This window comes from Candidatus Methylacidiphilales bacterium (assembly GCA_028713655.1).
Taxonomy (GTDB): domain Bacteria; phylum Verrucomicrobiota; class Verrucomicrobiia; order Methylacidiphilales; family JAAUTS01; genus JAQTNW01.
Genome location: JAQTNW010000005.1, coordinates 40,506 through 58,387, shown reverse-complemented (window position 1 = coordinate 58,387; position 17,882 = coordinate 40,506). Strand labels below are relative to the sequence as shown.

Below are 17,882 nucleotides of genomic sequence, written 5' to 3'. Positions count from 1 at the left end.
CGGGGGTCTATGCCGTTATGTCTGAATTTATTTCCACATGCATACCACCCACACTCCATTGAAAACGGCTCTGAACCATCCCGACGAATTTCATTCCCGCCACATAGGCCCCAATCCCGGGGAAATAGGGGAGATGCTCACCGAGATCGGCGAGCCGGACCTGGAATCCTTCATCTCAAAGGTTGTTCCGAAAAGCATCCGCATTGCCCCCCCTCTCGCCGAAATGACCGGACAATCGGAGGCCCGGGTGCTCGCGCGCCTGAAAAGTTTGGCGGGCAAAAACAAGGTATTCCGTTCCCTGATCGGCCAGGGTTACCAAGCCGCCCTTGTGCCGCCGGTCATCCAGCGTAACATACTCGAAAATCCCGGCTGGTACACCGCCTATACCCCGTATCAACCCGAAATTTCACAGGGCCGCCTTGAAGCGCTCCTGAATTTTCAGACGTTGATCTGCGAGTTAACGGGCCTGGATATCGCCAATGCTTCATTGCTGGACGAAGCGACAGCAGCAGCCGAAGCCATGACCATGGCCTACGCGATCAAAGGCAAGGCGGAGGGACGCGGCACTTTTTTCGCCTCGCTGGGTTGCCATCCTCAAACCCTTGCCGTGCTGAAAACCCGCGCCCACGCGCTGGGGCTGAAGGTCGCAGTCGGCTGTACCGCCGACATTACGGTGGGCAGCGATGTCTTCGGTGTTTTATTGCAATATCCGAACACTCGCGGCCTTGTTTCCGTTGACGAAAAGTTTATCAAGAGCGCGAAGGAAGCGGGGGCTTTTGTCGTCCTGGCGGCTGACATCCTCGCTTTGACGCTGCTCAAGCCGCCCGGCGAACTGGGGGCGGATGTGGCGGTTGGCAGCACACAGCGATTCGGCATGCCGCTGGGATTCGGCGGGCCGCATGCGGCGTTTTTTGCCACGCGCGACGAATTCAAGCGGCAGATGCCCGGACGCCTGATTGGAGTTTCACAGGACAGCGCAGGGCGGAAGGCGATGCGACTATCACTTCAGACACGCGAACAACACATCCGCCATGAGAAGGCCACCAGCAATATTTGCACGGCGCAGGTATTGCCGGCTGTGGTCGCCTCGATGTACGCGGTTTATCACGGTCCGGACGGCTTGCGGAAAATAGCCGGGCATGTCCACCGGCTGGCGCGCGTGCTGGTTGCGGGGCTCAAACAGTTGGGCTACAAGCTCGAAGATGGGCTGTTCTTCGATACCCTGACATTAAAAACAACGCCAGCAGAGCAAAAGACTCTCCTGAAAAAAGCCCTGTCGCAGCAGATTAACTTGCGCGTCCATGATGACGGCTGCATCGGGATCGCCCTGGATGAGGCGTCCACGCCCGACGAGGTTGATTTGCTTCTGGGCATTTTCAATGAATCGGGCAAGGCGTTGCCGAAAGCCGCGGAAGTGGCCGCTGAACTTGAAGATTCGATTTTGGAGACCCAACGGAGCAAAGCGATTTTGCCGCACGATGTTTTTCATCGCCATCACTCCGAAAGCGAGATGCTCCGCTACATGAAGAAGCTTGAAAACAAGGACATTTCCCTCACATATTCGATGATTCCGCTGGGCTCCTGCACAATGAAATTGAATGCGGCGGCCGAAATGTACCCGGTTACCTGGCCGGAGTTTGCCAATATACATCCCTTGGCGCCAGTGGACCAGACAGCCGGCTACAAACAACTCATTTTGGATTTGGAGGCTTGGCTGGCAAAGTTGACAGGCTTTGAAGCGGTTTCGCTCCAGCCCAATGCCGGTTCCCAGGGTGAATATGCCGGGTTGCTGGCCATCAAGGCTTATCATGAATCCATCGGGCAGGGGAAACGCCATGTTTGCCTGATTCCGCAGTCGGCCCACGGGACCAATTTTGCCAGCGCCGTGATGGCGGGCTATCAAGTTGTTGTTGTGGCGTGTAATGCGCAGGGTGAAATTGACTTGGGCGATTTGAAGTCGAAAGCCGAGGCCATGCGCGACGATCTTGCCGCATTGATGGTCACTTATCCTTCCACACATGGCGTTTTTGAGGAATCCATCCGCGAGATTTGCCGCATCGTGCATGACAACGGCGGGCAGGTCTATATGGACGGCGCCAACATGAACGCGCAGGTGGGGCTTTGCAGTCCCGGCAGCATCGGGGCCGATGTTTGCCACTTGAACCTCCACAAAACGTTTTGCATCCCGCACGGCGGCGGCGGTCCGGGGATGGGCCCGATTTGTGTGGCAGCGCACCTGAAACCGTTTTTACCGGGCGATCCCGCCGCTGCTGATTCAGCGGGTGCGGTTTCTGCCACGAACTGGGGCAGCGGTTGCATCCTTCCCATTTCATGGGTGTATATCGCGTTGATGGGCGGGCAGGGCCTCGCACGGGCAAGTTCCATGGCGATTTTGAATGCCAATTACATTGCCAAGCGATTGGAGCCTTATTATCCGGTTCTCTACAAGGGCAAGGCCGGTTATGTGGCGCACGAATGCATTCTGGATCTCCGTCCGCTGAAGGTGGCTTCGGGTGTGGAAGTCGAGGATGTGGCGAAACGCTTGATGGATTACGGGTTTCACGCGCCGACGATGTCGTGGCCGATTCCCGGAACGTTGATGGTTGAGCCGACCGAAAGCGAGTCGAAGGGGGAGCTGGATCGTTTTTGCGATGCCCTGATTTCGATCCGGAAGGAGATTTCGCAAATTGAAGAGGGTAAGCTGGACCGGGTCAACAATCCGCTGAAACGCGCGCCGCATCCCGCGGCTGATGTGCTGTCGGACGCCTGGGACCGTCCGTATTCGCGCGAGCTGGCGGTTTATCCCGTGACCTGGCTCAAGGAAAACAAATATTGGCCGCCGGTTTCACGGGTCGATAACGTCTATGGCGACCGGAATTTGTTTTGTACCTGCGCTATGAATTAATTTTTTGCGCCAAGCCGCAAAAAATAATGGAGGCACGGGCGCTGCTGTCGTCCCTACTTCAACCAAACAAAGGTTTATCCGCAGATTGCGCGGATGGACGCGGATTTTAAGGGACAATATTGCCAATTGCTAATTTTCTAACCGTTAGGGTAATATGACTTGGTGAAGTTGGGAGACAAAGCGGCTTGTTGGATGCAGATTTACGCGCTCTGTTTATTGCCATTCGTTTTGCATGCTACAGAGATCCCGAACGATTTTAAATCTGTACCGGCCAAGTGGCATCAAGGTCTGGACTCCACTGTATTGGTTGGATACAAGAAGGGTGAGCATCTGATTGTTTCCGATATCTGGACGGGTACACCAGGCCGAGATGCTGTGATCAAGCATATGCTTGCAGTCAAAATAAGCCAGTGGGGCAAGCCATTTACCGATCAGTACGAGTCAACGGACAAGAAGCAGAAGGAAACTCTCACCGTTACGCTCTACGAGACAGACAACGCCCAGGAGATGAAGGCGGAGTTCGAACACACGGTTTACGAGACAGGGAAGGTTGTATTGAGATTCAGCGGCATAACAATCCTGCAGCGGTGCAACTAAAAACAGATTTTCTGGGAAACATCTAATACATCCGAGAGGCAGGATGCCTCTCGGTGCAGGCGGGACGCCCGCGCTCCCTCTCCTGAAATCCAACGCGGATTTACGCGCGGCTCAGGTATTTGCCGGTACGGCTGTCGATGCGGATTTTTTCGCCTTCCTTGATAAACAGCGGCACCTGCACCTGCAGGCCGGTTTCGAGCGTGGCGGGTTTCATCACATTGTTGGAGGAATCGCCTTTCACGCCGTCGGCCGACTCGCTGATCTTGAGTTCAACGACAGGCGGCAGTTCCACTTCCACGGCCTTGCCTTCCACAAACGTGATGGTGCATTGGAGGTTTTCAGTCAGGTAATTTTTGGCGTCGCCCACCAGATTTTCCGCAAGGGCCAGGTTGTCGTAGGTGTCGGGATTGATGAAATTGTAGCCCGACTGATCCTTGTAGGAATAATCCCATTTTTCGTTTGAAACGTTGACCGTTTCGACCGTGGCCGTCGAGCTGAAGCGCTCGTCGAAGGATCGCCCGTTGGAAATCGAACGCAGGGTGGCTTGCACAAACGCGCGGAGGTTTCCCGGCGTGCGATGCGTGGTTTCCTGTACAATACAGACATCGTTTTTCCATTTGATGGCAACGCCCTTTTTCAAGTCTTTGGCTATCATAGTTCTTTCAGTTTGGGTTCGATTTACAAATTACAAAAGTAAATTACAAAAGTTTCAACCGGGTCAAATCCTGGACGTCGATCAAACCGACAGGCTTGCGCTTCTTGTCGATCACGATGAGATCCTCGATCCGGTGATTTTCGAAGATATTGAGGACTTCGACCGCGAGTTTGTCAACCCGTACGCAAATCGGATTTTGGGTCATCACCTTGCCGAGCGGCATATTTCCGATGTCCTTGTTGTTTTGATAACTGCGGACAAAATCGCCATGGGTGTAGATGCCTTCCAACTGGCCTTTGGAGTTGACGACCACGGTGGCGCCGCAGCGTTTGGCGGTCATTTCCTGCAGGCAGGCGCTGACTTTGTCCGTGTTTTTGAGGACGGAGACCTTGTCCAGGGAGCGCATGACATCGGCCACGCTCAACAGAAGGTTGCGGCCGATGATTCCGCCGGGGTGAAAACGGGCGAAGTCATCCTTGTTTACGCCCTGCGCCTCGAGTACCGCCATGGCCAGGCAATCGCCCATGACCAGCATGGTTGTGGTGCTGGAGGTTGGGGCGAGATTGAGTGGGCAAGCCTCGCGCGAGACGGAGACATCGAGATAAACATCGGCATTTTTTGCGAGAGTGGAAGCGGGGTTGCCGCTCAAGGCGATCAAGGTGATGCCTTCGCGCTTGATGGCCGGGAGGATGCGCAGCAGTTCCTCGGTTTCGCCGCTGTAGCTCAGCGCGAGCACAACGTCGCCCTTGGAGACGATTCCCAAATCGCCATGCACCGCGTTGAGGGCGTTCAAAACAACGGCAGGCGCCCCGGTGCTGGTGAGGGTGGCGGCGATTTTGTCGCCGACATGGCCGGACTTGCCGACGCCGATGACGATGACTTTGTTGCGGTGCTTGAGGGCCGCGACGGTCAGTTCAACCGCCTTGTTGAAATCGCCGTCCAGGCGTTTTTTCAAGCTGAGTAGGCTTTCGACCTCGATATCGATCACAAGCCGGGCGCGTTGCAAATAATTCACATACTAAGGATTAAGCAGGACGATGGAAGCGTCAATCTTATTGAATGCGGGTTCCCGTCACTAAAATATGCCTGTTTCGGAGGGTGAAACAGGGCGAAATTCAACTCGGCGCAGTGTTGTTAAAACCCGGGTATCAGGCAGGGATTGACTTTCGTGGGCCGTGAGTTTCCAATACAACCCTGGCCGATGACACTTCCCATTGCGCTGGATCTGGCCATGAAGTTCAAGTCGATCACGGAGCCCGAATTGAAAGAGCTGGATGTATTGGCCGAAGCGCTTAATCCGGTGTTTCACGCGGCGTGACGGGTGCTGCTGGCAGGACAAATTCGGCCAAATCATTAACACAAAACGAGAAAAATAGACCGGGATTAATCATGAACGGGATATCTTTGCTCATTCTCCTTTTTCTGGGCCTCAGCATTAGGGGACTTAACGCCCAGATCACGGACACTGCTTCAATGGCGGTTCAGAATAAATCCGAAATAAAAAGCAAAGAAACAGATACCACTCCGAGCGCCTCGACAGTTCCACCCGGGGAACCGATCCAATTGCCTCCCATTATTGTCACGGCCACTGCGCTGGGACCGGGCGAGTCGAATCGTCAGCAGATCGATTTGAGCGCAGGGACGAGCATGTACACCCTGGATCAGCAACAAATCAATACGATTGGACAGGGGCAAGGCGCCAAATTCAACGAGATTCTCGCACACACGCCCGGTGTTTCCGATGACAGCTACGGATCAATCCATTTCCGCGGGGAGGACCCCTATTACCGCTATTATATCAATGGAACACTGCTGCCCTCCGGGATTAACGGATTCGACCAGGACATCGACACCCGGTTTGTCCAGAGCGTCACGACGAAAGTGGGCGCACTGTCAGCTTATTATCCCGAAGGAAACTACGGCATCGTTGATATCCGAACGAAAACCGGAACGAATCTGAATGGGGGAGCTGCCAGTTTTTATGGCGGGAGTTATGACACAGCGAAACCCACTTTTTCTTATGGGGGATCCTCGGGCGGCACCGATTTTTATTTCACGGGCAGTTACATACACGACAGCCTTGGCCTGGAAAATCCGACCTCCAGCAGTGTGGCCATCCACGATGAGACCAACCAATATAAAGGTTTTGCCTATGTTTCCCGGCAGCTCGGGGATGCGGGGCGCTTGAGCTTTGTTTTCAGCGGCTCCGCCGCCGATTACCAGATTCCCAATACGCCTGGGCAGGTTACCAGCTTGGATTTCAGCGGGACAACCACGGCTCCGACGCCCGTTGATTCGAGCAGCCTGAATGAAACGCAACACGAGCAGACCTACTACGGATTCATCGCTTATCAGCAAACGATCGACGATTTTTCCCTCCAAATTTCGCAGGTGAACCGTTACAGCTCGGTTTTATTCAATCCCGATATGAACGGCGATCTTTATTTCAGCGGAGTGGCGGGCCGGGTCAGCCAGTATATTCTTACCAATGGCGCCCAAGCCGATTTTACCTATCACGCGGGTGATTCACATACGATTCGGGCAGGCTTTCTAGGCGATACCCAAGGCGCGGGCACCCACAATAGTACGCAGGTTTATAACACGGATCCGAGCGGAAATCCCATGGGCGACCCATATGCCATTACGGACGACCATTTCAAACGCGGCTACGATTTTGCCTTTTACATCCAGGACGAATGGAAAGTGACCGGGCAACTGACGATCAATTTTGGCTTGCGCTTTGAGCAGGTTGAAGCCTACACAGATGAAAATCAACTCAGTCCCCGCATCAATGCGGTTTACCAAGTGGATAAAAACACGGCCTTCCACGCGGGTTACGCGCGCTACTTCGATCCGCCTCAATTGATGAATATATCACCCGGTACGGTCAGCCAGTTCGACAACACCACCAATGCCGCCGATCTGGATACTGACAATCCCGTCAAAGCCGAGCGCTCCCACTATGTTGATGCCGGGGTGACCCATCATTTTTTACCCGGCCTGGAAGTGGGTGTTGACGGCTATTACAAACAGGCGACAGACCAGATCGATGACGGACAGTTCGGCGCGGCCAATATCCGCTCGCCCTACAATTACGCCACGGCCTCGATGTATGGCGCGGAATTATCGGTGAATTACACCCATGAAGGCTTTTCCGCCTACGGAAATTTCGCAGCAATGGATTCCTGGGCAAGGAATATCGTTGCCAGCCAGTTTGAATTCGGTGCCGATGAACTGGCCTACATTTCCAACCATAACGTTCGTTTTGACCAGCAACAGTTTTATACCGCCTCCGCAGGGGCTTCTTACACTTGGATGGACAGCACGATACACGGCGACGTTCTGTATGGGGATGGAATTCGATCGGGATTCGCCAATCAGGACAAGCTTCAATCCTATTACCCGGTGAATCTTGGCATTGGACACACATTCAAAAAGATATGGGGTGCGGGAGATTTGACGGTACGATTTGATGTCCTCAATGTTTTTGACCAGGTTTATGTTCTGAACAGTGGTACTGGCATTGGGGAAGGGGCGGTGAAATATGGCAATCGCCGCGGCTTTTATGCGGGCCTGACCTACGAATTTTAAGGGGGGCTAAGGGAAAAAGCCCGGTTTTTTGGTGTTTTTGATTTTTTTGGGAATAAAGGCCGTAATAAACCTTGATTATTTTTCAAAAGATATTTAGCTAATAGACCTATGAAAAATATGAATAGGAAGACCAAGAAATCGTGGAACAAACCCGCGCTCAAGGAAGTCCCCATCTTTTTCGAGAGCACCTCGTACTCCGCCACGGCCTAAGTTAGCTTTCTTGAGGAGTTAGTATTTTTGTACGACTTCTCGGCGCGGCCGCAGGAGGAGGATTACCTCAGTGGAATTGCCGTTGCCCCAATTGCCAGGAGGCAAGAAAGGGGCGCATTCCGCCATTGACTCAATCGGGGGTCGCCTTTTCCGCCGATGGAGGCCGCTGGTATCTTGTCAACGCTTCGCCCGACTTGCGCGCCCAGGTGGAAGCCTTTCCGAAATTTCATCCGGAGGGAACAGCCCTCCGCTTCAACCCCATTGAAGCGGTTCTGCTGACAAATGCGGATCTCGATCACGCGCTGGGCTTGTTGCTGTTGAGGGAAGGGGATGCCCTGACGATTCACGCCACCCATGCCGTGCGTGAAACCCTTGTCGAGGGGCTTCGAATCGAGGCGCTGCTGGGTGCTTTTTGTGGCCTGCAGTGGCATGAGCCGCCACGGGACAATTTTTCGCCTTTACCATCGAAAAATGGAAGGGCAAGCGGCTTGTCCTATCGGGCTATTGCCCTTGCGCAGTCGCCACCCCTTTATTTTCCCCGAAATGCCGGGGATGGAGCGCAAAGCGTTGCGTATGAAATCAAGGACGATCGGACCGGAGGAAAACTGCTCGTCGCGCCGGATGTGGGTTGCCTGACGCCGGACCTGCTTGCCGCGCTGGGGGAGGCGGATGCAGTGCTCTTCGATGGCACATTCTGGTGCGACGACGAGTTAAAACGAGTGAAAGGAACATCGCGCACAGCGCTGGAAATGGGGCATCTTCCCATTCAGACGCATGGCTTGAATGTCTTGCGTAATCTGCGCGCGCGTTATAAGATTTTTCTTCACATCAACAACACCAATCCGATTTTACAGCCTGGCTCCACCGAGCGCGCGGAAGTTGAGGCCGCCGGGGTCACAATCGGGCAGGATGGCATGGAGTTTACCTTATGAGCGAAGCTCTCTGGGACCACGATACGTTCATCAACAAGTTGAGGGAAATCGGCGTCCGATCTTACCACGATAAGCATCCCTTTCATTTGCTGATGAACACCGGCCAGCTTGCGCCGGAAGCGATCCGGGGATGGGTGATCAATCGCTTTTATTATCAAAAGAATATTCCAGTCAAGGACGCGGCCATCCTCTCGAATTGCCCTTCGCATGAGATCCGCCGACTCTGGACGTACCGCATCGTGGAGCACGATGGCGCGCAGGGTGAAGAGGGCGGAATCGAGGCTTGGCTCCGCCTGGGCGCGGCTTGCGGGATTCCACGTGAGGAAATGTTGTTAGGCGACCATGTGGCGCCATCTGTGCGCTTTGCGGTTGATGCCTATGTCCACTTTTGCCGCGAGAAACCCTGGATCATCTCGATGTCCTCCTCGCTGACGGAGTTGTTCGCGCCCGATCTCATGGCCAAGAGGCTCGAAGCTTTTCAAGTGAACTACAAGTGGGTCAAGCCTTGGGGGTTCGATTATTTCCAGCGCCGCCTGACGCAGGCCCGCAAGGATTCCGATGGTGCGCTGGCACTTACACTTAAGTATTGTGATACTGCGGAACTTCAGCGCGAGGCCGTGCGCGCGCTGATCTTCAAGTGCGATCTGCTTTGGGCCATCCTGGATGGCATTCACCTGAAATATGGCCCCGGAGCGGTTACGACACCTTCCGTCCCATGAATGATCTCGATCCACAAAGCTGGCCAACTCTGGCGCCACGCGTGCGTTTGCAAATCGACGAGGTGAGCGGGAGCCCGGTGCTGCTTTATCCTGAAGGAATCCTGATCCTGAACCAGACGGCGCATGAGATCGTCAGTCGTTGCCAGGGCGATCTTACCATTGAAGGCATCATCCGCGGCCTGCAGGAAGAGTATGACGAGGCTGAAGAGGAGCTCCGTCGCGATGTGCTGGAAACGTTAGCCGACCTCAAGCAACGGAACCTGATGGTCTTTTCGTCATGAAAGAGCGGCCTTATGCCTTGCTGGCGGAACTCACCTACCGGTGTCCGCTCCATTGCCCCTATTGTTCCAATCCAGCGCAATATCCCGACGGCCAGGAACTTTCCACCGGGGAGTGGAAGCGCGTATTCGCCGAAGCCGGCGCCCTGGGCGTCCTGCAACTCGGGCTCTCCGGAGGTGAACCGCTTGGCCGGAAAGATCTGGCAGAGTTGATTCGGGCGGCGCGCAATTTCGGGATCTATACAAACCTTATTACGAGCGCAATCGGCCTGACCGCTGCGCGCGCGAGGGAACTGCAGGACGCCGGGCTCGATTCAGTGCAGATTAGTTTTCAGGCTGATGAGCCGGCACTGGCCAATGCCATTGCCGGGAGCAAAGCTCATGATTCGAAGCTCAATGCAGTGCAAAGTATTCGCGAGGCGGGATTGCCTCTTAGTCTGAATGTTGTACTGCATCGCGCTAACATCGGGCGCCTGGCTGAGATTATCCGTTTTGCGGAATCACTTGGTGCGGTGAGGTTGGAACTTGCAAACGTCCAGTATTATGGCTGGGGAAAATTGAACCAACCCCAACTGCTGCCCGCACACAGGCAGGTTCAAGAAGCAATCGAGGTGGGCCGTGCTGCCAAAGCGCGGCTGGCGGGAAAAATGGATATTTTTTATGTCCTGCCTGATTATTATGAAGATCGTCCCAAACCATGCATGCAGGGATGGGGCCGCCGTTACTTGACGGTCAATCCGATGGGGCAGGTTTTACCTTGCCCGAATGCGAGCAGCATCGCGGGCCTCTCTTTCGATAATGTTCGGGAACAAAGTCTCGCGGCTATTTGGAATGAATCGGCCAGCTTTAACCGATTCCGCGGTACGGAATGGATGCCGTTGCCCTGCCGTGAGTGCCCCCAGCGCGAGATTGACTATGGCGGCTGCCGCTGCCAGGCGGCCTTGCTCGTCGGTGATCCCGCCGCGACCGATCCGGTTTGCTCGCTTTCACCCAACCGCAAGATCATAGATCGCTTTATCGAGGAGGCCAACGCTGGAGAGAAAGAACCCGTCTGGGTTTACCGCCAAAATCCCCCGGGATAAATATGACGCGTGTGGGATACGCAGGATGGGGCTCGCGGCACCCATCCCTCCATCTAATTGCCCTGGATTGCCGCGTCATCCGGCTGCGCTGTGCTCCTCGCAATGACGAGGCCGTGGCGGTCCTAGTTTTCCGAATTCCACATTCTTCATTTTCCTCTGCTGGTTCGGCCATTTTATGTCCGCTGAGTTTTATAAATGTTGTAGTTGCCGTCCTGGCGTCGGTTGCGGTTAAATAGCTGGTTCAAATCCCCCTGGATAAATTTATGAGTGATGTTCGTGTTCGTTTTGCCCCGTCGCCGACGGGTTTGCTGCATATTGGAGGCGCCCGCACGGCGCTGTTCAACTGGCTGTATGCCCGTCATACGGGAGGCAAATTCATCCTGCGCATCGAGGACACCGACGCCGCGCGCAATACGCCCGAGGCTGTGGCCATTATTTTCAAGGGGTTGAAATGGCTGGGCTTGGACTGGGATGAAGGCGCTCAGGAAGGCGGCGGGGGGAAAGGGGACCTGGGTCCATATTATCAAAGCCAGCGTTCGGATCTCTATAAGGGGTATGTCGAAAAACTATTGGCTGCTGACAAAGCCTACAGTGACCCCGACGGCTCGATCCGCTTCCGGCTGCCGAAAACGCCGGGCATCGTTAAGGATTTGATTTGCGGCGAGATCACGTTTGACCGGACAACGGAACCGGATCCGACGATCGTGCGCAAGAACGGCTCGCCGGTGTTTCATTTTGTGAATGTGGTGGATGATCTGGAGATGAAAATCACCCACGTCATCCGGGGCGAGGACCATTTGTCCAACACGCACAAGCATATCGCCTTGTTCGAGGCGTTGGGGGCGCAGCCGCCGAAATACGCGCACATCCCGCTGATCCTGAACACGAACGGGTCGAAGATGAGCAAGCGCGACGAAGGAGCCTCGGTTGGCGAGTACATCGAACAGGGTTACCTGCCCGAGGCGCTGCGGAATTATCTCTGTCTGTTAGGCTGGTCGCCGAAGGACAACCGCGAGGTGATCGACATCGGCGAGGTGATCGAAAAGTTTGATTTGCCGCAGGTCAACCGGGGCAATGCGCGCTTCGATTTGAACAAACTTTATTGGGTGAATGGCGAATACTGGCGCGCGTTCACACCGCAGGCCTACCATGAATATGCGCGCCACTATCTGGCGCACAAGGGAGTGGATATTTCGAAAATCGACGCCGCTTATTTGCAGGGTGCGTTGGATGTTATTCGGGAAAAAATCAAGCTGGGCCGCGATTTGCCGGAATGGATTGAGCCGTTTTTGAATGAGGAATTTGCATACGATCCCAAGGCAGTGGCCAAGACATTGAAAGCGGATGTGGCGGTGGAGCGGCTCCGGGAGTTGATCGCAAAATTTACGCAACTGTCCTCATGGAAGGCTGAGGCTTTGGAGGCAGCCCTGGTGGAATCGGCAACGGCGGGTGGGTTGAAAACGGCCGCGTTTGTGCATCCGTGCCGTTTGGGCGTTTCCGGGCGCCCGATCGGGCCTTCGTTGTATCCCATGCTGGAAGTGATGGGCAAGGAACGCGTGCTGTCGCGGCTGAACCGGACCTTGCGGATGCTGGATGAGGGGAAGATTTAACGCAAAGACGCAATTCGCGACATCCGTCGCGAGCGCGGAAGCGCAGTGAAAATGGAAGAATGCAGAATTTAGAATTCAGAAAACCTGGCACATGACTTTCGCGACGTACATCACCATTTTCCGGATTTTGCTCATCCCCGTGTTTATCGCGGGGTTGTTGTACTACGACCTGCCGTCGCACCAGGAATTGTTCCGGTGGATTGCGGTCGGGGCTTTTTTGGCGGCATCCGTTTCCGATGCGTTGGATGGCTGGATCGCGCGCAAGTACAAACAGAGGAGTGAAATCGGCGCGCTCCTGGACCCGATTGCGGACAAGGCGCTGATGCTTTCGGCGATTGTCACATTGAGTTTTATTAAAGTGCCGGGATTGAACCATTTGCCACTCTGGTTTTTGGTTCTGGTGCTCGGGCGCGACGCGATCCAGCTTGTGGGGTTTTTGGTGCTGCATGTTCTGAACCACAAGATCCAGGTCATACCCCACTGGACCGGCAAGGTTGCCACCTGCCTGCAACTGGCAACTGTGTCAGCCATTTTGTTGAAGCTGAGTTTTTTGCCCATCCGCCAGATGGTGTGGTTGGCCGGGCTTTTCACCTTTATTTCACTGGTTGTCTATATGTCGCGCGGCATCCAACTGGCCAATGGCAGCGCCGCGACCGTGTCCGGCGGGTCGCGCCATTGAGGCTTTTTACATGAGTCCGATCGTTGCAATTGTGGGGAGGCCGAATGTCGGCAAATCGGCGCTGTTCAACCGGATTGCGCGAAAGCAGATTTCCCTGGTTTATGATTTCCCGGGGGTGACGCGGGACCGGGTCAGCCATGATTGCGTCTGGCAGGGGCATCCGTTCACATTGGTGGATACCGGTGGGATAGGTCTCGAGGACCAGTCAGGTTTTGAAGAGGCCATCCAGCGCGAGGTCGATATTGCCATGGAAACGGCTTCGGACATCTTGCTGGTGGTGGACGGGCGGGACGGGCTGAATCCGCTGGATGCCGCGGTGGCTTCCAAGCTTCGCAGGGCGCAGAAGAAGCGCATTTTTTTGGTGGTGAACAAGGTTGATTCCGGAAAGCAGGCGGATGCCGCATCCGAGTTTTACCGGCTTGGATTTTCCAAGGTGTTTCCGATTTCGGCGGCGCACGGGCTGGGAATGGACGAACTCATGTCGGCCCTGGCTGAAAACTGGACTGCCGGGGAGGCGCCGCCCGATAGATCCGAGACGCAATTCCGGGTGGCCATGGTGGGGCGGCCTAATGTGGGGAAATCCTCCCTGATCAACGCGCTGTTGAAAGAGGACCGTGTCATTGTCAGCCCGATTGCCGGCACGACGCGTGATGCGGTGGATGTGGAGTTCACGCACTACGGGCAGTCGTATTGCTTTGTGGATACGGCCGGCATGCGGAAGAAGGGCCGCATCAAGGATGAACTGGAGCAGGCCATGACCGGGCGGACGGCCCACACGATCAACCGGTCGCATCTTTGCGTGCTGGTTGTTGACGCTTTGCAAGGTGTCAGTGTACAGGAAAAGAAGATCGCGGGATTGATCCAGGACGCGGCCAAGCCCTGCGTCATTTTGGTGAACAAATGGGATTTGGTGTCGAAGGAAGCGTTGAAGCAGGCAAAAGCCACGAACGACCAGGAGTTCCGCAAGGAATATGAGGAAGCCGTGCGCCGGGAGCTGTTTTTTGTCAGCTATGCGCCAGTGTTGTTTATTAGCGCTGAGTCAGGCAAGGGCCTGGAGCTTTGGCTGCAGGCGATGAAAAAAATCAGGGCACTCAAATTGCAGGCTTTGCCGACGGGTATTTTGAATCGAGTGATCCAAAAGGCGCTCAGCCTGCAGAATCCGGCCTCGAATCTGGGTAAATCCATGAAGATTTACTATGTTTCCCCGAAGAAAGAGGGGGTTGAAATTCCCACGCTTGTGGCCTTTATAAACGACAAGAAATTATGGACGCCGGACTACCAGCGTTACCTGGAACGCCAGGTCCGGGCCGAGTTTGATCTGGAAGGTTGCCCGCTGCAATGGGTTGTGAAAGGCAAGAGCGAAGCCCAAATGTCGCCCCAATCCTGATATCCACAGGATATTCGCATTCTATCCACATATTGTGGATATTTGACGAGATTTTGGTTTGACACTACAATTAGTAGAGTTACTTTCGCAATTCATCGTCGGATTTTGAGTAGATTTCACGACAAGTACATAGAACATTTGAATAGTTAAGCTAAATTAGATATCTGAGGGAAAAGTATGATCCAAGCTTCCAGCAAAATTTCACGCACAAACGAGCCTGCAACCGGTAAATTGGGGAGACGCCAAACCGCTCCCACAGGCACAGGCATGAGTTTTAAACGTGTGTTTAGCCGGGACGGCGTGCATCCGTATGATGAGATCGAGTGGGAGCTCCGAACCGCTGAAATCGCGGATGACGGCGGCAAAATTATTTTCAAGCAGGAGAATGTTGAGGTCCCGAAATCCTGGAGCCTTCTGGCCACGAAGATAGCGGTTTCAAAATATTTTTATGGCGACATCTCGCATGGCACTGACCCGGCGAAGGGCGGCCGGGAAAACTCCATCAAGCAGTTGATCCATCGCGTGACGCGGACGGTCGCGGATTGGGGAATCGCCGACGGCTATTTTGCCTCGAAGGAAGACGCTGAGATTTTTTATGAAGAGCTGACCTGGCTTTGCGTCAACCAGTTCGGCGCGTTTAATTCGCCGGTCTGGTTCAACGTGGGCTTGCACCACCAGTATGGCACCGGCAAAACCAGCGGCCGCGGCAATTTTTTCTACAATCGCGAATCCGGCAAGGCTGAGCGCGCGGCGACCCAATATGAAAAGCCGCAGTGCAGCGCGTGTTTCATCCAGAGCGTGGATGACAACATGGAATCCATCATGGAACTGGCGCGCAGCGAGGCCATGCTGTTCAAGTTTGGTTCGGGCACGGGCACGGACCTTTCAACCATCCGTTCCACCCGCGAAAAAATGAGCGGCGGCGGGCGCCCCAGCGGGCCGTTGTCGTTTTTAAAGGTCTATGACCAGATCGCCAATGTGGTGAAATCGGGCGGCAAAACCCGCCGCGCGGCCAAGATGAACACGCTCAAGGACTGGCACCCGGACATTGAGGAATTCATCGAGTGCAAGATGAAGGAAGAGAAAAAGGCCTGGGCGCTCATTGAGCAGGGGTACGACGGCAATTTCAACGGCGACGCCTACGGTTCCGTGATGTATCAGAACGAAAATCTGACCGTCCGCGCCAGTGACAGCTTTGTCGAAGCAGCCATGAAGGACGGGGAGTGGTGGACGCGCACCGTGATGGGCAACCGCAAGGTGGAGAAAAAGAGCGCCAGAGAGTTGTTAAGAAAAATCGCCGAAGGCACCTGGACCTGCGGGGACCCGGGCATGCAATTTGACGACACGATCCACAAGTGGCACACCTGCAAGGGCACCGACCGCCAGCATTCCACCAACCCGTGCTCGGAATACCTCTTCCTCAACGACACGGCCTGCAATCTGGCATCGCTGAACCTCGTCAAATTCAAAAAGGAGGATGGAACCTTCGATGTGGAACGCTACAAGGCGGCGGTGCGCATCTTCATTACCGCTCAGGAAATCCTGGTGGACAACGCCTGTTATCCGACGGCGGCCATCACGGTCAACTCCCATATTTATCGCACCTTGGGCCTGGGCTACGCGAATCTTGGTTCGCTTATCATGAGTTATGGATATGGTTATGATTCCGACGAGGCCCGCGGGCTGGCGGGCGCCCTGACCGCCATCATGACCGGCCATGCCTACGAAGTCAGCGCCGAGCTGGCGTCGCATGTCGGCCCGTTCCCGGGCTACCGGGATGCGCGCTGTTTCAACATCGATAAGCCCTTGTCCAAGGACAATGTGGAGTCCATGCTGGAGGTCATCCGGTTGCACCGCCAGAGCGTGGATCATATCGACCCGAGCTGCCCGGCCTACCTGCAGGAAGCGGCGCGCAACGCCTGGGATGAAGCCCTTGAAAAGGGGCATGAACACGGGTACCGCAACGCGCAGGTGACCGTACTGGCCCCGACCGGGACCATCGGTTTCCTGATGGACTGCGACACGACCGGCATCGAGCCTGACATTGCGCTGGTGAAGTACAAGCTTCTCGCGGGCGGCGGCATGCTGAAGATTGTCAACCAGATGGTCCCGCAGGCGTTGAAAAACCTGGGGTATTCGGACGAACAGACCGCTGCCATGGTTGAGTATATTGACAAAAATGACACCATCGAAGGAGCCCCGGCGTTGAAGGAAGAACACCTTGCGGTTTTCGATTGCGCCTTCAAACCGGCCAATGGAACCCGGTCCCTCCACTATAAAGGGCATATTCGCATGATGGCCGCGGCGCAGCCGTTCCTGAGCGGCGCCATTTCCAAGACGGTGAACCTGCCGAGCACGGCCACGGTCGAGGACATCATGAACACCTACATCGAAGGGTGGAAACTGGGCTTGAAAGCCATCGCCATTTACCGCGACGGATCGAAGCGTTCGGCCCCGCTGAACACGAAAAAGACGAAGGACATGGGCGGCAAGGATGAAGCTCCGGCGCCCGTGGTTGCCGAAATGCCCCGGCCCGTGCGCCGCCGTATGAGCGACACACGTATTTCCATCACGCACAAGTTCGATATCGCAGGCCATGAAGGATACATCACAGTGGGCTTGTTTGATGACAAGCAGCCGGGTGAGGTTTTCATCACGATGGCCAAGGAAGGCAGCACAATCGGCGGCCTGATGGATGCGTTGGGCACGATGGTTTCGCTCTCGCTCCAGTATGGCGTTCCGTTGGAGGCATTGGTCAAGAAGTTCGCCCATACGCGGTATGAACCCAGCGGGTTTACAAAGAATCCCGACATCCCGATTGCGAAGTCGATCACGGATTACATTTTCCGCTGGCTGGGCTGCCAGTTTATCGAGGGTTACCGCGAGGCCAATTCGCCGAACTTCAACCAGCCCGAATTCCCGATGAAGGAAGTGCGGGAGGCTGAAAAAAAAACGTTAAATAGGCCGGTGCCCGAATTGGCGGTGGAGCATGACTCGCCCACAGCCAATGTCCACAAGATGGCGATACGCCATTCCGGAGAAAAAGAGAGCGATGGGCTGACGGTACGCTACCGCGATGGGATGGCTTGTCCGGAATGCGGCAGCAGCAAGATCAAGCATACGGGCTCATGCGCCACTTGTTTGAATTGCGGATCTTCTCTCGGTTGCAGTTGATCCAGTTTCCCTTGTTAGTAAGCTGGCCCCGGAGCTGTCGAAGCGGTTCCGGGGCCTTTCATT

The 17,882-nt window shown here is 55.1% G+C and carries 13 protein-coding genes; 11 read left to right on the top strand and 2 right to left on the bottom strand.

The window, feature by feature from the left end:
• Positions 1-37: 37 nt before the first annotated feature.
• Both gcvP and PHD76_02830 read left to right on the top strand, forming a co-directional pair.
• Positions 38-2,905, top strand: a complete 2,868-nt coding sequence (gene gcvP / locus PHD76_02835; protein ID MDD5260761.1) for an aminomethyl-transferring glycine dehydrogenase — start codon at positions 38-40, stop codon at positions 2,903-2,905.
• Positions 2,906-3,097: 192 nt separating this feature from the next.
• Positions 3,098-3,502, top strand: a complete 405-nt coding sequence (locus tag PHD76_02830) for a hypothetical protein (GenBank protein MDD5260760.1) — start codon at positions 3,098-3,100, stop codon at positions 3,500-3,502.
• A gap of 100 nt (positions 3,503-3,602) precedes the next feature.
• On the opposite strand, the gene efp is transcribed toward PHD76_02830, so the two are convergent.
• Both efp and PHD76_02820 read right to left on the bottom strand, forming a co-directional pair.
• Complete coding sequence (gene efp, locus PHD76_02825) at positions 3,603-4,157, bottom strand: elongation factor P (GenBank protein MDD5260759.1); 555 nt, start codon at positions 4,155-4,157, stop codon at positions 3,603-3,605.
• A 43-nt stretch (positions 4,158-4,200) separates the two neighbouring features.
• Positions 4,201-5,172: a KpsF/GutQ family sugar-phosphate isomerase gene (locus PHD76_02820; protein MDD5260758.1), complete on the bottom strand. Its 972-nt coding sequence runs from the start codon at positions 5,170-5,172 to the stop codon at positions 4,201-4,203.
• Positions 5,173-5,546: 374 nt separating this feature from the next.
• Here PHD76_02820 and PHD76_02815 point away from each other — a divergent pair, with 374 nt between their 5' ends.
• The 9 genes from PHD76_02815 to PHD76_02775 all read left to right on the top strand — a co-directional run bounded on the left by PHD76_02815 (position 5,547) and on the right by PHD76_02775 (position 17,819).
• A complete protein-coding gene (locus tag PHD76_02815) occupies positions 5,547-7,748 on the top strand; it encodes a TonB-dependent receptor (GenBank protein MDD5260757.1) in 2,202 nt (733 codons plus the stop codon).
• Positions 7,749-7,981: 233 nt separating this feature from the next.
• A complete protein-coding gene (gene pqqB, locus PHD76_02810; protein ID MDD5260756.1) occupies positions 7,982-8,890 on the top strand; it encodes a pyrroloquinoline quinone biosynthesis protein PqqB in 909 nt (302 codons plus the stop codon).
• The gene (pqqC, locus tag PHD76_02805; protein MDD5260755.1) at positions 8,887-9,609 is read left to right on the top strand and encodes a pyrroloquinoline-quinone synthase PqqC; all 723 of its coding nucleotides are present in this window, start codon (positions 8,887-8,889) and stop codon (positions 9,607-9,609) included. Before pqqB ends, pqqC begins: the two co-directional genes overlap by 4 nt.
• A complete protein-coding gene (gene pqqD, locus PHD76_02800; protein ID MDD5260754.1) occupies positions 9,606-9,890 on the top strand; it encodes a pyrroloquinoline quinone biosynthesis peptide chaperone PqqD in 285 nt (94 codons plus the stop codon). The genes pqqC and pqqD overlap by 4 nt, the downstream gene beginning before the upstream one ends.
• On the top strand, positions 9,887-10,969 hold the full coding sequence (pqqE, locus tag PHD76_02795; GenBank protein ID MDD5260753.1) for a pyrroloquinoline quinone biosynthesis protein PqqE: 1,083 nt from the start codon (positions 9,887-9,889) through the stop codon (positions 10,967-10,969). Before pqqD ends, pqqE begins: the two co-directional genes overlap by 4 nt.
• Positions 10,970-11,232: 263 nt before the next feature.
• On the top strand, positions 11,233-12,579 hold the full coding sequence (gltX, locus tag PHD76_02790) for a glutamate--tRNA ligase (protein MDD5260752.1): 1,347 nt from the start codon (positions 11,233-11,235) through the stop codon (positions 12,577-12,579).
• Positions 12,580-12,670: 91 nt separating this feature from the next.
• Complete coding sequence (locus PHD76_02785) at positions 12,671-13,258, top strand: CDP-alcohol phosphatidyltransferase family protein (GenBank protein MDD5260751.1); 588 nt, start codon at positions 12,671-12,673, stop codon at positions 13,256-13,258.
• Between the two features lie 10 nt (positions 13,259-13,268).
• A complete protein-coding gene (gene der, locus PHD76_02780; protein ID MDD5260750.1) occupies positions 13,269-14,645 on the top strand; it encodes a ribosome biogenesis GTPase Der in 1,377 nt (458 codons plus the stop codon).
• A 177-nt stretch (positions 14,646-14,822) separates the two neighbouring features.
• Positions 14,823-17,819: a vitamin B12-dependent ribonucleotide reductase gene (locus PHD76_02775; protein ID MDD5260749.1), complete on the top strand. Its 2,997-nt coding sequence runs from the start codon at positions 14,823-14,825 to the stop codon at positions 17,817-17,819.
• The last annotated feature ends 63 nt before the right edge of the window (positions 17,820-17,882 follow it).